This is a genomic window from Shewanella sp. DC2-4 (genome assembly GCF_013248875.1).
GTDB classification, from domain to species: Bacteria; Pseudomonadota; Gammaproteobacteria; order Enterobacterales; family Shewanellaceae; genus Shewanella; species Shewanella oncorhynchi.
The window spans coordinates 1034122-1049777 of record NZ_JABRVR010000002.1; the positions used below are offsets into that span (position 1 = coordinate 1034122).

9 protein-coding genes are annotated in these 15656 nt (G+C 47.3%); 7 read left to right on the plus strand and 2 right to left on the minus strand.

Features of this window, described 5'->3' with window-relative positions; translation table 11 throughout:
* Positions 1 to 2 precede the first annotated feature (2 nt).
* From HQQ92_RS05300 to der, 3 genes are all read left to right on the plus strand, one after another.
* The gene (locus tag HQQ92_RS05300) at positions 3 to 623 is read left to right on the plus strand and encodes a tetratricopeptide repeat protein (RefSeq protein ID WP_168824527.1); all 621 of its coding nucleotides are present in this window, start codon (positions 3 to 5) and stop codon (positions 621 to 623) included.
* An 11-nt stretch (positions 624 to 634) separates the two neighbouring features.
* Positions 635 to 1822 carry an outer membrane protein assembly factor BamB gene (bamB, locus tag HQQ92_RS05305; protein WP_028761250.1) on the plus strand — a complete coding sequence of 396 codons (1188 nt, stop codon included), beginning with the start codon at positions 635 to 637 and terminating at the stop codon, positions 1820 to 1822.
* A gap of 79 nt (positions 1823 to 1901) precedes the next feature.
* Positions 1902 to 3368, plus strand: coding sequence for a ribosome biogenesis GTPase Der (gene der / locus HQQ92_RS05310; protein ID WP_006082478.1), 1467 nt, complete (start codon positions 1902 to 1904; stop codon positions 3366 to 3368).
* Between the two features lie 82 nt (positions 3369 to 3450).
* Here the strand turns inward: der and xseA are convergent, their stop codons facing one another.
* Positions 3451 to 4797 carry an exodeoxyribonuclease VII large subunit gene (gene xseA / locus HQQ92_RS05315; protein ID WP_028761249.1) on the minus strand — a complete coding sequence of 449 codons (1347 nt, stop codon included), beginning with the start codon at positions 4795 to 4797 and terminating at the stop codon, positions 3451 to 3453.
* A gap of 120 nt (positions 4798 to 4917) precedes the next feature.
* Between xseA and guaB the strand changes: the two genes are divergently transcribed.
* The 3 genes from guaB (at position 4918) to tadA (ending at position 8759) form a co-directional block, all read left to right on the plus strand.
* Positions 4918 to 6384 (plus strand): IMP dehydrogenase, encoded by a 1467-nt coding sequence (gene guaB, locus HQQ92_RS05320; RefSeq protein WP_006085677.1) that lies wholly within the window; start codon positions 4918 to 4920, stop codon positions 6382 to 6384.
* Positions 6385 to 6502: 118 nt separating this feature from the next.
* Positions 6503 to 8080: a glutamine-hydrolyzing GMP synthase gene (guaA, locus tag HQQ92_RS05325; RefSeq protein ID WP_028761248.1), complete on the plus strand. Its 1578-nt coding sequence runs from the start codon at positions 6503 to 6505 to the stop codon at positions 8078 to 8080.
* A gap of 154 nt (positions 8081 to 8234) precedes the next feature.
* The gene (gene tadA / locus HQQ92_RS05330; protein ID WP_028761247.1) at positions 8235 to 8759 is read left to right on the plus strand and encodes a tRNA adenosine(34) deaminase TadA; all 525 of its coding nucleotides are present in this window, start codon (positions 8235 to 8237) and stop codon (positions 8757 to 8759) included.
* 469 nt (positions 8760 to 9228) lie between these two features.
* On the opposite strand, the gene mltF is transcribed toward tadA, so the two are convergent.
* Positions 9229 to 10659 (minus strand): membrane-bound lytic murein transglycosylase MltF, encoded by a 1431-nt coding sequence (mltF, locus tag HQQ92_RS05335; RefSeq protein WP_105251900.1) that lies wholly within the window; start codon positions 10657 to 10659, stop codon positions 9229 to 9231.
* Positions 10660 to 10938: 279 nt separating this feature from the next.
* On the opposite strand from mltF, the gene purL reads away from it, so the two are divergent.
* The gene (purL, locus tag HQQ92_RS05340) at positions 10939 to 14820 is read left to right on the plus strand and encodes a phosphoribosylformylglycinamidine synthase (protein ID WP_173248594.1); all 3882 of its coding nucleotides are present in this window, start codon (positions 10939 to 10941) and stop codon (positions 14818 to 14820) included.
* The last annotated feature ends 836 nt before the right edge of the window (positions 14821 to 15656 follow it).

Below are 15656 nucleotides of genomic sequence, written 5' to 3' on the forward strand. Positions count from 1 at the left end.
GCGTGGAAATTTATAGCACAGAAGAACAACAAGTTGATGCTATCAAGCAGTTCTGGAAAGATTACGGAAATTCAATTTTAATCGGTGCCGTAGTGGGTTTAGGCGGCCTATATGCGTGGAATTATTATTCTGACGTTAAAGTGGCGCAAGCGGAAGAAGCTTCAAAAGCGTTCCAAAATTTGACCACTAAATCTGCCGATGAAGCCGCAATGCTTGCGGGTGTCGCCGAGTTTTCTAAAAATCACGATCAAAAGGGCTATCAAGCCTTGTTAGAACTGATCGTGGCCAAAACTGCGGTAGAAGCGAAGGATTATCCAAAAGCGATTGATGCCTTGAACAAGGTGATTGCGGCTAAACCTGGTGCTGGTTTAGATGTGATTGCGACTTTGCGTTTAGCACGAGTACAAGCAGAGCAAGGTCAAATTGATGCAGCTCTAGCGACCTTAGATCAAGTAACAGATAAAGCTTTCTTCGCTCAGCGCGATGAGTTGAAAGGTGATTTCTTAGTTCGTCAAGGTGAAGTTGAGAAGGCAAAAACAGCTTATCAAGCTGCCATGGACAATGGTGGTGTGGTGACAAGCCCTGCGCTTAAAATCAAACTTGATAGCCTAAATCAGGCATAAGGGATCCCTTGATGAAGTCTTGGTGCAAAAACCTGCTAGCCGCTGGATTAAGTCTGGCCATGTTATCCGCCTGTTCGTCGAGCGATGTCGAAGAAGAACCGGTAAGTGAGTTAACTGCCATTCAGGCGACAGTGTTTCCTGAAGTGAGTTGGAGCACCTCTGTCGGCAATGGTGTTGGAGATTATTATTCTCGCCTCGCCCCCGCCGTTAGTTATGGAAAAATTTTTGCCGCCGACCGTTATGGTGAAGTGGTTGCCTTCGATGAGGCCACTGGCGAGCGCGTTTGGACTAAAGATTTCAGCGAAGAGTTTCGTGATAACGCTTTAGCGAAAAATAAAGGTGCGCGTATTGCTGCTGGTGTGACTGCTGCGCGTAATAAAGTCTTTTTAGGTGGCGAAAGTGGGCTGCTTGCTGCATTGAACGCTGAAGATGGTCAAGTGTTATGGCATGTCGTTGCTGGCGGTGAATTACTGTCTGCTCCCACTGTGGCCGATGACGTCGTGGTGGTCAGTACCAGCTCTGGTTCACTCGAAGCGTTTAACGTTGATACTGGCGCCAAGCTGTGGGTGTATGAAATGCAATTGCCGAATCTGACCCTGCGCGGTACAGGTTCTGCAGCTTACGAAGCGGGTGGTTTCTTCATAGGTACCGCCGATGGCAAAGTGGCTGTTGTGATTAAAAACAATGGTCAAGCTGCGTGGGAACAGGCGATTTACAATCCAACTGGCGGTAACGAGTTTACGCGTATGGCCGACGTGGATATGACCCCCTTGATCCTTGGCGACAATTTATATGCGGTGAGCTACAACGGTAACTTAGTGTCGATGGAACTGCGCACGGGTCGAGTTGTGTGGACACGTAAGTATTCTAGCTTTAACGAGTTAGCATCAGCGGGCCTAAGCTTGTACTTAGTTGACGATCACAGCCGTATCTACTCAGTTGATAAACGTAACGGTTTGGAACTGTGGAGTAATTCTGAGTTAGCTAACCGCACTCTGACATCTCCGGCTGTGTATAAAGACTATTTAGTTGTGGGTGATTTCGAAGGTTATTTGCACTTCATCGATCGCAGTACAGGGACGATTGTGGGTCGTGTCCAAGTGGACAGCTCAGGATTATACAGCCAGCCGTTAGTGGTGGATGATAAAATCTATGTTCAAGGTCGCAGCGGAAAGTTGGCTGTTGTAACACTTCCATAGTTAAAAGTGTTATCCTTGCTGAGCCCCTGGAAGTGTGTTCCGGGGGCTTTTTATTGAAAAGTTTTTTAGAGGCAAAATCATGATCCCTGTAGTGGCCCTTGTTGGTCGGCCGAACGTCGGTAAATCCACCCTATTTAATCGTCTTACGCGCACGCGTGATGCGCTGGTTGCTGACTTTCCTGGCCTAACACGTGACCGTAAATATGGTCGAGCATTCTTATCCGGCTATGAGTTCATTGTGGTCGATACCGGCGGTATCGATGGCACTGAAGAAGGGATCGAGACGAAAATGGCTGAGCAATCCCTTGCTGCCATTGAAGAAGCCGATGTCGTTCTATTTATGACCGATGCGCGCGCGGGTTTAACCGCTGCGGATCTGTCGATTGCCCAGCACTTACGTAGCCGTGAAAAAACCACCTTTGTGGTTGCTAACAAAGTTGACGGTATTGATGCCGATTCAGCTTGTGCCGAGTTTTGGTCTTTAGGTCTTGGTGAAGTTTACCAAATGGCGGCGTCCCAAGGACGCGGCGTGACCAATATGATCGAATACGCGCTGACTCCTTATGCCGAAGCGATGGGCATTGTGCGTCAAGGTGAAGACGAAGTTACTGAAGAGCGTGAATATACCGAAGAAGAAGCCGAAGCTGAGCAAAAGCGTCTGCAAGATTTGCCTATCAAGCTGGCGATCATAGGTAAACCTAACGTCGGTAAGTCAACCCTGACTAACCGTATTCTAGGTGAAGAGCGTGTCGTGGTATTTGATGAACCAGGTACGACCCGTGACAGTATTTACATTCCAATGGAACGCGAAGGTCGCGAGTACGTGATTATCGATACTGCGGGTGTTCGTCGCCGCAGTAAAGTACATCAAGTCATTGAGAAATTTTCAGTGATCAAGACCTTGAAAGCGGTTGAAGATGCTAACGTGGTTTTGCTTATCATCGATGCCCGTGAAGGTATTGCCGAGCAAGATTTAGGTCTGTTAGGTTTCGCACTCAATGCGGGTCGCGCTTTGGTTATTGCCGTCAACAAGTGGGATGGTATCGACCAAGGCATTAAAGATCGCGTGAAGAGCGAGCTTGACCGTCGTCTTGGTTTTATCGACTTTGCCCGCATTCACTTTATTTCGGCGCTGCACGGTACTGGTGTTGGCCATTTATTTGAATCGATTGAAGAAGCTTACGACAGTGCTACACGCCGCGTCAGCACTTCTATGTTGACTCGTATTATGCAAATGTCGCAGGACGATCACCAGCCGCCATTAGTGAATGGTCGCCGTGTGAAGCTTAAATACGCTCACGCCGGTGGTTACAATCCGCCAATCGTGGTTATTCACGGTAACCAAGTGAGTAGACTGCCTGACTCGTACAAACGCTACATGATGAACTACTTCCGTCGTTCGTTGAAAGTGGTGGGTACGCCAATCCAGCTGCGTTTCCAAGAGGGTGATAACCCATTTGAAAACAAGACTGAGAAGTTAACTATGAGCCAAGAGCGCCGTCGCAAGCGCGCACAAAGCCATATCAAAGACAGAAAAACCAAATAGTGTTTTTTACCAGACACATTTGAAACAAAAGGAACCTTAGGGTTCCTTTTGTGTTTTAAGACTATTTCAGCGTCATGTAGATTTATTCGAGCGGTTTTATTTGAGTGACGGTTGATATCACTTGTCCATGGCGCAAGCGGGTCTGCAAACTATCACCTATGGCCAGTTTATCGGCAAAGTCGACCACTTGATTGTGGATGTCAGTGGTAATGCTGTAACCACGGCTTAAAGTGGCAAGCGGGCTGACGGTTTCGAGTTGATGGGCCGCGTACTTTATCCGTTGCTCACTTTGGCTGAGTTTGTCCTGCAATGCATCCTGTAAGCGGCTCGCAAGATAACTTAAGCGGTTACCCTCAATGGCGAGTTTATGCTTGGGAGATTGCTGTTCAAGGCGGCTTGCGAGCAACTGCTGACGGCGGCTGAGCAGATGCAAGCGATTCGACAGCGCGGACTCTAGTCGTAATTGCATCTCATCGAATCTTTGTTCGAACTGCTGCAAAGTCCGTTTAGGGTCTTGGCGTTGCAGTCTGTGCTCTAGCAAACTAAGTCGTCTTTCTTGTTTAAGCTGATAATGTTTCGCGCTTTGTTGCAGGCGCGATAAGGCTGTGGCGAGTTTTTGCGCCTTATTATCACTGTCTTGTGATAATAGCTCCGCGCCTGCAGAGGGTGTTGGGGCGCGGATATCAGCAACATAATCACTGATAGTCGTATCAACTTCGTGGCCGACGGCGCTGACAATGGGCAGGGCGCTGTTATAAATCGTATGGGCGAGGGCTTCGCTGTTGAAACACCACAAATCCTCAAGCGAACCGCCGCCACGGGTGAGCAGTAATACATCGACTTCTAAACGTTGGTTGGCGATATTGATTGCCTGACAAATACTCTGCGCTGCGGTTTCGCCCTGAACTTGAGTCGGATAGATAATGACTTCAATCGAAGGATCGCGCCTTGCCAATACATGTAATACATCACGGATCGCCGCACCCGTAGGTGACGTAATAACGCCAATGCGTTGAATATTTTTGGGTAGCAATCTTTTGGTGTCGGCGGCAAATAAGCCTTCGGCGGCGAGCTTCATCTTGAGTGCATCGAACTGCTGGGCGAGTAATCCATCTCCTGCGGGTAACATGGACTCAATTAATAATTGATAGTCGCCTCTGGGTTCATACACGCTGATCGCGCCTTTGACCAGCACTTGCTGACCATTGATGGGCTTAAAGCTGACCGTTTGGTTACGGCCTTTAAACATGGCGCAACGGATCTGCGAAGAGTGATCTTTTAAGGTGAGATACCAATGACCTGAGCTGGGGGAGGAAAAGTTGGATATTTCGCCATTAAGCCAAATTTTACCCAGTTGTCCTTCGAGAATTTGTCTGACTTCACCATTGAGCCGCGAGACAGTATAAATGTTGTTTTTGGTGCCTTGCATCGAATAACTCAATAAAATGGGGATATTTACTATTTTCCATTTACCAGTGGCGATATGCAAGGTATAATCCCGCCGCAATATTTCACCTCTAAATCCTACTCAACTGGGGAGATGTTGCATATGCTACGTTTAATTAAAGAAGCGCTTACTTTTGACGATGTGTTGCTTGTTCCTGCGCATTCGACTGTACTCCCAAATACCGCCATTCTAAAAACTCGCCTGACCAATACCATTGAATTGAATATCCCACTAGTGTCTGCCGCTATGGACACTGTTACCGAAGCTCGTCTTGCGATCGCGATGGCGCAGGAAGGCGGCTTAGGCTTTATTCATAAAAACATGAGCATTGAAAAACAAGCCGAAGAAGTTCGTAAAGTAAAAATTTACGAAGCGGGCGTGGTTCAACAACCTGTAACTGTGACGCCATCAACGACCTTAGCCGATCTGAAAGTGTTAACACTGAAGAATGGTTTTGCGGGTTATCCCGTGGTCAACGAAGCCAACGAGCTGGTTGGTATCATCACTGGCCGTGACGTACGTTTCGTGACAGATTGGAGCAAAACGGTAGAAGAAGTGATGACGCCTAAAGCGCGTTTAGTCACTGTTGCCGAAGGCACTAAATTAGATGAAGTGCAAAAATTGATGCACTCACATCGTATCGAAAAAGTTCTTGTGGTTGATGATAACTATAAGCTGAAAGGCCTCATTACAGTTAAAGACTTCGAAAAAGCCGAACGTAAACCGAATGCCTGTAAAGATGAGTTAGGCCGTTTACGTGTTGGTGCCGCCGTAGGTGCGGGCGCTGGTAATGAAGAGCGTGTTGACGCTCTGGTTAAAGCCGGTGTTGACGTTTTACTTATCGATTCTTCCCACGGTCATTCCGAAGGCGTTTTACAACGTATTCGTGAAACTCGCGCTAAACATCCTGATTTGCAAATTATCGGTGGTAACGTTGCCACGGCTGAAGGTGCATTAGCCTTAGTCGAAGCGGGTGTTAACGCAGTTAAAGTGGGTATTGGCCCTGGTTCTATCTGTACGACTCGTATCGTGACAGGCGTGGGCGTACCACAAATTACCGCAGTATCCGATGCCGCCGCAGCCATGAAGAGCCTAGGTATTCCTGTGATTGCCGATGGCGGCATTCGTTTCTCTGGCGATTTAGCCAAAGCATTAGCCGCGGGTGCATCTTGCATCATGGCGGGTTCAATGTTTGCGGGAACTGAGGAAGCTCCGGGCGAAACTGAGTTATATCAAGGCCGTGCGTATAAATCCTACCGTGGTATGGGTTCATTAGGCGCTATGTCTCAAGGTTCTTCTGACCGCTATTTCCAATCGGACAATGCTGCCGATAAGTTAGTCCCCGAAGGTGTAGAAGCGCGCGTGCCTTATAAAGGCAAGTTGAAGGAAATCATCCATCAACATATGGGCGGCCTTCGTTCATGCATGGGCTTAACCGGTTGTGCCACCATTCTAGAACTGAATGAAAAAGCCCAATTTGTGAAAGTGACTTCAGCGGGCATGGGCGAATCCCATGTACATGATGTGACTATCACGAAAGAAGCGCCGAACTACCGTTCAGGTTCTTAATCGTTTGATAAGAGGGGCGGCGTAAGCCGCCTCTTTGTAAAACGTATGATCCAATACTTAAAGCTGGCAATCGCTGCTTTGAGCAATGTTAAAACAATAGATGAGATAAAGGTTACCCATGAGCGATATTCATGAGCACAAGATACTGATCCTCGATTTTGGATCTCAGTACACTCAACTGATTGCCCGTCGTATCCGTGAAATCGGCGTTTACTGTGAATTATGGGCTTGGGATGTCACCGAAGCCCAAATCCGCGAATTTGCCCCGAACGGCATTATTCTTGCGGGCGGACCAGAAAGTGTCACGGCTGAAAACTCGCCGCGTGCGCCTGAATACGTCTTTACCGCAGGTGTGCCGGTACTGGGCATTTGTTACGGTATGCAGACTATGTCTGAGCAGCTGGGCGGTAAAGTGATCCAAGGTGTGGGCGAAGGTGAATTCGGCTACGCTCAAATTGAAATGCTGACAGATTCATTGCTATTCAAAGGCATCGAAGATGCGGTTAGCAGTGACGGCAAACCCTTACTCGACGTATGGATGAGCCACGGTGATAAAGTGTCGGCTATTCCTGAAGGGTTTGTGGCGGTCGCTAAAACGGACACTTGCCCATTTGCCGCTATGGCAAACGAAGAAAAGCAATTCTTCGGCGTACAGTTCCACCCAGAAGTGACCCACACTCGCCAAGGTATGCGCATGTTATCGCACTTTGCCTTAGACATTTGTGGCTGTGCAGCCAACTGGAAACCCTCCTCTATCATTGAAGATGCGATTGAGCGCTTGAAGAAGCAAATCGGTGATGATGAAGTGATTTTAGGATTATCGGGCGGTGTTGATTCTTCGGTTGTGGCTATGCTGCTACATCGCGCTATCGGCAAAAAACTGACCTGCGTATTCGTTGATAACGGTTTATTACGTTTGAACGAAGCCGAGCAAGTAATGGAAATGTTTGGCGATCATTTCGGCCTGAATATCATCCACGTTGATGCGGAAAACCGTTTCCTTGATGCGATGAAAGGCGAAGCCGATCCAGAAGCTAAGCGTAAGATCATTGGCCGCGTATTCGTGGAAATTTTCGATGAAGAATCGAAAAAATGCGCCAATGCCAAATGGTTAGCGCAAGGCACGATTTATCCAGACGTGATTGAATCTGCCGGTAGTGCCACAGGCAAAGCACATGTGATTAAATCTCACCATAACGTTGGCGGTTTGCCAGCCGATATGGCGCTCGGTTTAGTCGAGCCTCTGCGTGAACTGTTCAAAGATGAAGTGCGTAAAATTGGTCTTGAGTTAGGCCTGCCATACAACATGCTTTATCGTCACCCGTTCCCAGGCCCCGGTCTTGGTGTGCGCGTATTAGGTGAAGTGAAAAAAGAATACTGTGACTTGCTGCGCCGCGCCGATGCAATCTTTATCGAAGAACTGCATAAAGCCGATCTGTACAATAAAGTCAGCCAAGCCTTTACCGTGTTCTTACCTGTACGCTCAGTTGGCGTGATGGGCGATGGCCGTAAATATGACTGGGTTGTGTCACTGCGCGCAGTTGAAACAATCGATTTTATGACAGCCCATTGGGCACATCTGCCCTATGATTTCTTAGGTCGCGTATCAAACCGCATCATTAACGAAGTCGATGGCATTTCTCGCGTAGTTTACGATATCTCTGGCAAGCCGCCAGCGACTATCGAATGGGAATAAGTTAATTATTTGAATTAACGAATAAAAGGCGCCGAGTGCGCCTTTTTTGTTGTTTGATGGATTAACTTAGGTTGAATGGCTCAGCCGTGAAATATCTGTGCTTGACTGATATAATCCGGCTTTATTTTTTGCTAAAAGAGATAAGGTGTAAGTGGTGCAAACGCAACAAGACGAACAATCTCAGCAAGATGAACATTGGATGCAAGTCGCGATGCTGATGGCCGAGAAAGCTGAAGCCGAGGGCGAAGTGCCTGTGGGTGCGGTATTGGTCAAAGACGGTCAGCAGATTGCGACGGGTTACAATTTATCCATTAGCCAACACGATCCTAGCGCCCATGCGGAAATTTTATGTTTGCGGGAAGCAGGGCGTTTGGTCGAAAACTATCGTCTTTTAGATGCGACTTTATATGTTACCCTTGAGCCTTGCGCTATGTGTGCGGGCGCTATGGTGCATAGCAGAATTGCTCGTGTGGTATTTGGTGCTCGGGATGAGAAAACGGGTGCAGCGGGTACTGTGCTGAATTTGCTGCAACATCCGGCGTTTAATCACCAAGTTGAAGTGACATCGGGTGTGCTGGCCGATGCTTGTAGCGCGCAATTGAGTCGTTTTTTTAAACGTCGCAGGGAAGAGAAAAAAGCCCTGAAACAGGCTCAAAAGGCGCAGCAAGCTATTGGGTAAGTGACGATTAACGTGACAGGATTAATCCTGAGACTGAATAAAAGTAAAGAAGAGTTTTTGACGATTTAAAATACGGCGATGACGAATTTTTAGCAATGTACGACGACGCGCAACGGTATTGTTGATGGTTTTTCTTCTCATATTGACCCCATTAATTGTTATTATCGATGCCCTACAGAGATTTATCTTAGGTCATAACCCAAGACAGTAGCAGTTGCACAGGAGTGCAGCAATAGCACTGGTCAGATAAGCTGAACTAAGCGATGTTTTTCATCGCAAATTTGAGTTAGGTTGATAAACCTTAATTCAGCTTGCCTGTTGCTTAGTATCTGACCTTGTTGAAGACATCTACGTACATCTTGAGTTTTTATGTTGGTGTTCTTGTTACGTAAAACTCTGTACTTGATATATAAGAAGTGAGTTGTTGGATTGTCGTTTGGCCCATGCACCTGAGCGCTAACGAGTTAAGCTATTTAGGTTGATCAGGGCTTAACGTTCCCGCTGGAAGTACGGGTTCTTCCACAGTAAGGTCGCTCGAGTCATCATCGGGGTCAGGTTGTTTCGACTGATTATCCACCCAGACTAACGTGTCATAGTAGCGACGGATGCTGTCGACGTAATGAACGGCTTCACTGCCTCGGGCGTAACCATAACGTGTTTTTTGATAATATTTACGCTTTTGCAGTAGCGGTAGTACCTTTTTTAAATCTCGCCAAGCATTGGGATTTAACTCCATCGATTCCGCAAGCTTACGTGCATCTTCAATATGGGCATATCCTATGTTGTAAGAGGCCAGCGCAAACCACATGCGTTGACTCTCGGGGATCGATTCTGGCAGGCGATTGATCATATCGTTTAAATACGCCGCGCCGCCGCGAATACTTTCTTCGGCATCGAGTCGGTTGGTGATCCCAATCTCTTTGGCGGTTGGCTGAGTCAACATCATCATGCCACGCACTCCTGTGGCCGAGCGGGCATTAGGATTCCAATGTGACTCTTGATAGCTGGTTGCTGCCAGTTTACGCCAATCTAAATTGCCTGCATGGGTTTCAAATAATTGTCGATAACGCGGCAATACTGTCTCAATGGCACGGATAAATGCGCGAGTATCAATATAATCGAAGCGTTTTACATGACCAAAGTATTTCTCGTTGAGATGATCCAGCGTACCGGCAAGCTTCTCTTGGTGCCAAAAGGCCAGCAATTTACTCATAAGTTCATCACTGTGAGTGGGAGGTAACAGCCAGATCACATCGAGTTTTTCTTCTAGCACAGGACCTGAGCGCAAGTCGGGCAAGTAGCGACGGTTGATCTGTACGCTGCTGGAGTCGGCGATAGTGTAGTCAATTTCTTTGTTGGCAATCATAGCCAACAACTCTTCACTGTCTTTGTCGGTAATTTGATCCCACACCAGCGTTGGATAATGCTTTTGTAACTGGGTCAAGGTCTCGACGAAGGAAGAGTCGGCGATAACGGTGATCTTGCCTTTTAAGTCGCTGATGTCTTTTGGAGTTGGCATGCCTTCGCGATACACCAACACTTGATTCACTCGGTATAGCGGTGGACCTAAGCGGAACTGTTCTCGCCTTGTGGGCGTTTCTGTCATGCCTGCAGCAATAATATCGATTTCATTCTTTTTGAGGGCTTCGTACAGCTCGATACGGTTTGTGTAGGGCACCATTTTTAAGGGCACATTTAAGTATTCGGCAAACAATACCGCCATATCGTAATCGAAACCGCTATCACCTTGGCCCGAGGTCATATAAATCTGTGGGCCGTAAAGTGTACCGACTCTTAGCTCAGTTAATTTTTTCGGCACGAATTCTGTTTCGTCCACGGTTACCTGCTGACAGGCAGTCAGTAGGAAACCTAAGATAAGAGCGAACAGAAATCGAGTCATTAAATGTACTTATAGTAAATAAAATCAATATTATAGATAGCGAGTTAACAGTGGGGCATTAGTGGTGAACTGGCTGACATTGGTGGGATTATATCCGTTTGTCTGCGATTTCGAAAAAAAATCATTCTGGGGGAAAGTACAGCCGACACAATACTGGGCTTTTTATATCACAGGAAACACTGTTTTGCGTAAGGTCGCAGGTGATTTGTGACAGACATTTCCTTATAATAGCGCCACCTCTGACCCCTGCAATAATAAATAATAAGGTGAATAGACGTGATGGAGATCATCCGCGGAGCCCCTGCACTCTCGACGTTTAGGGTGCAAAAGCTGATGGAGGCCTGCGAAAACGCGGCGCTTCCGGTACGCCAAATCTATGCTGAGTATGTCCATTTAGCGGATTTGAGCGAGTTGCTCGACACAAATGAACGCCAGCAACTTGAAAAAATTCTCACCTATGGACCTGCGATAGAAGCTCATATCCCCCAAGGTTCACTCCTGTTTGTCACTCCTCGCCCCGGTACTATTTCTCCTTGGTCTTCAAAAGCTACTGACATCGCGCACAATTGTGGCCTTGGTAAAGTGAAGCGTTTGGAGCGAGGCGTTGCGTATTATGTCGAGTCAGATGCACTGACAGCGCCTCAGCAACAAGCCTTAAATGCGTTGCTGCACGATCGCATGGTTGAAATTATCCTCGATGATTTTACCAAAGCCGATGTGCTGTTCAAACGCACTGAGCCTGCGCCGTTTAAGAGCGTCAATATTCTTGCCGAAGGTCGCCGCGCACTTGAAGTGGCTAACACTGAATTGGGGCTTGCCTTAGCCGAAGATGAAATCGACTATTTAGTCGAGAACTTCGTCCGTTTAGGCCGTAATCCCCATGACATCGAATTGATGATGTTTGCTCAGGCGAACTCTGAGCATTGTCGTCATAAGATTTTTAACGCAGATTGGACCATTGACGGTGAAGTTCAGCCTAAGTCACTGTTCAAGATGATCAAGAACACCTTTGAAACCACGCCTGATCACGTGTTATCTGCCTACAAAGATAACGCTGCTGTGATGGAAGGTTCGGTTGCGGGTCGTTTCTTCCCCGATCCTGATGGGGTATACAACTACCACACTGAACCAATGCACATCCTGATGAAAGTGGAAACCCACAACCATCCAACCGCTATCAGCCCATATCCTGGCGCTGCAACCGGTTCGGGTGGTGAAATCCGTGATGAAGGCGCGACGGGTCGTGGTTCTAAACCTAAAGCGGGTTTAACAGGCTTTAGTGTATCCAATTTAAAAATCCCGGGTTTTGTTCAACCATGGGAAGGTAACTATGGCAAGCCAGAACGTATCGTGAGCGCGCTGGACATCATGACCGAAGGTCCTCTTGGCGGCGCGGCATTTAACAACGAGTTTGGTCGTCCGGCACTGGTCGGTTATTTCCGTACCTATGAGCAGGAAGTCAGCAGCCACAACGGTGTTGAAGTCCGTGGTTACCACAAGCCAATTATGTTAGCCGGTGGTTTAGGTAACATTCGTGAAGAACACGTACAAAAGGGCGAAATCACCGTTGGCGCTAAGCTGATTGTGCTGGGGGGCCCAGCGATGAACATTGGTCTGGGCGGCGGCGCTGCTTCGTCTATGGCATCGGGTCAATCGAGTGAAGACTTAGATTTTGCTTCTGTGCAACGTGAAAACCCAGAAATGGAACGTCGTTGTCAGGAAGTGATTGACCGCTGTTGGCAGCTTGGCGATAAAAATCCTATCCAATTTATCCACGATGTGGGCGCTGGCGGTTTGTCGAATGCTTTCCCTGAACTCGTGAATGACGGCGAGCGCGGCGGTTTATTTAATCTGCGTAATGTGCCTTCGGATGAGCCTGGCATGAGCCCGCTGGAAATCTGGTGTAACGAATCACAAGAGCGTTATGTGATGTCAGTTGCTCCTGAAAACCTCGCGCTATTTACTGCTATCTGTGAGCGTGAGCGCGCACCTTTTGCGGTGGTGGGTGAAGCGATAGCGGAGAAACACCTGACGCTTAGCGATAGCCATTTCGACAATAATCCTATCGATTTACCGCTCGAAGTCTTATTAGGCAAAGCACCTAAGATGAGCCGCGATGTGGTATCGGCCAAAGCCGTATCGCCAGCGCTCGAACAAAACAAGATTGATGTTAAAGAAGCGGTTAAACGCGTACTGAGCTTGCCTACAGTTGCGGATAAAACCTTCCTTATCACTATTGGCGATCGCACCGTCACGGGTTTAGTGAACCGTGACCAAATGGTGGGTCCATGGCAAGTGCCTGTGGCCGATTGCGCGGTGACTGCGGCAAGCTTTGATACCTACGCCGGTGAAGCTATGTCACTGGGTGAACGTACACCGCTAGCACTGCTTGATTTTGGCGCTTCTGCCCGTATGGCTGTGGCTGAGTCAATCATGAATATCGCCGGTGCCGATATCGGTTCATTTAAGCGTATTAAGCTTTCTGCCAACTGGATGTCTGCCGCGGGTCACCCAGGTGAAGATGCGGGTCTTTATGAAGCGGTGAAAGCCGTAGGTGAAGAACTGTGTCCAGAGCTGAGCCTGACCATTCCGGTCGGTAAAGACTCTATGTCGATGAAGACCGCATGGCAACAAGATGGTGCGGATAAAACCGTGACGTCGCCTATGTCATTAGTCATCACCGCCTTTGGTGTGGTGCAAGATATTCGCAACACAGTGACGCCAGGGCTACGCACCGATAAAGGCGAAACGTCTTTACTGTTAGTGGATTTAGGTGCGGGCAAAAATCGTTTAGGCGGTTCTTGTTTAGCCCAAGTGTTTGGTGAGTTGGGTGATATTGCGCCGGATCTTGACGATGCTGCACTGCTGCGCGGTTTCTTCGAAACCATGCAAAATCTAGTCGCTAAAAAATCGGTTATCGCTTACCACGACCGTAGCGACGGTGGTTTATTCACTACCTTAGTGGAAATGGCTTTTGCCGGTAATACAGGTTTAGACATAGATGTAGAGGACTTGCAGGGCACTGATTTAGAACGACTCTTTAATGAGGAGCTCGGCGCTGTGCTGCAAGTGAGCCGTGACAATGCTGCGAAAATTGCCGCTCAGTTCGCTATCGCTGGCGTGCCTTGCCATGTGATCGGAACTCTAGCCGACGATCAACGCATCACCATTAAAGATGGCGCGCGTGAAATCTTCAGTGATACCCGTGTAGCGCTGCGTACTGTGTGGTCAGAAACCACGTATCGAATGCAAGCTCTGCGTGATAACCCAGCGTGCGCGCTTGAAGAGTTCAAACTTAAGCAAGACGAAACCGATTTAGGCTTAACCGTTAACTTAAGTTTTGATCCAAGCACTGATGTTGCCGCACCTTATATCCTTAAGGGCGCTGCGCCTAAGATGGCGATTTTGCGTGAGCAGGGCGTTAACTCCCACGTGGAAATGGCAGCAGCTTTTGATCGCGCCGGATTTGAAAGCCGCGACGTACACATGTCGGACATTTTATCTGGCCGTATCAGCCTAGGTGAGTTCCAAGGCCTAGTGGCCTGTGGTGGCTTCTCCTACGGTGATGTATTAGGTGCGGGTGAAGGTTGGGCTAAGTCGATTCTGTTTAATGAGCGAGCTCGCGATGAGTTTTCTCGTTTCTTTGAACGTGACTCAAGCTTTGCCCTTGGCGTGTGTAATGGCTGTCAAATGCTGTCAAACCTGAAAGAAATCATTCCAGGCAGCGAGCATTGGCCACGTTTTGTGCGTAACCGCTCAGAGCGTTTTGAAGCGCGTTTCAGCTTAGTTGAAGTGCAACAGAGCCCGTCGTTATTCTTCCAAGGTATGGCAGGTTCACGTATGCCAATCGCGGTATCCCACGGTGAAGGTTTGGCTGAGTTTGCTAGCCCTGAAGCGCTGGCGATTGCCGAAGCGTCAGGCACGATTGCGCTGCGTTTTGTCAATGGTAAAGGTGATATCGCGACTCAGTATCCACAAAACCCGAACGGCTCGCCAAATGGCTTGACTGGGATTTGTACCACCGATGGCCGCGTAACCTTGATGATGCCGCACCCAGAACGTGTGTTCAGAACTGTGGCGAACTCTTGGCATCCAGATGCTTGGGGTGAAGATAGCCCTTGGATGCGTATGTTCCGTAATGCACGAGTGACCTTAGGTTAAGCGTTTAAAGTCAACGGCTTTTGCCTTTGTTGAGGGGTAAAAGCAGGTTAATGAAAGCGTAAAAAAGGAGCGATAATTTCGCTCCTTTTTTTTTATATATAAAATGCATTTTATGGAAGTGATTGTATTTCAAATTATTAACGCTTATTGCAAATAATCTAATGGACTAAAGTGGCAAAATAGCCACTTTAATCGGTAAATACCTATTAATAGGTATGTTGCGCATTTGATACGGGGCGTGGTGTTTTATGGGGTTCTGGAGTTGTTGGGGGATGCTAGGGTCTTAATATAGAAAAAGCCCCCAATCTCAGGGAGATGGGGGCCCGTTTTGCGCTAACAAAACTTCACATAAATGCAATTAATTTCACGAGTAATTCTGGGGATTATTTCAGCTCATTAGCTGTATAAAGTTCAACAAAAACACGCTTGTAGCTGTTAACCAGACGTTCAAATAATTTAGTCATATCGATATCTCCACACCAAAAGTTAGTACCTATGTGCGCGAAGTTGGTCTTGGCTGGGCTACGACACCAGTTCTACCAAATTGTCTCCTTAACACAGGACATATATTAAACAACTTAGGTTAGCTTCTCAAACGAGAAAAAATACAAATATTCATTATTAAAACTAATGCATTTTAGGGTGTGTTATTGTGATTTTTTATATTTATATGTATTTATATTTGATTTTAAAGGTTTTAAATTATGGAACACTTAAATTTGTGACAATATTTTTTAGTTAATTTGTTGCAACATTATTTATTTGTTGGTTTTTTGATGATTAGAGCTTATTTTTGCTGTCTAGTTAGTGAAAGCATGACTTTATATCAATTAATG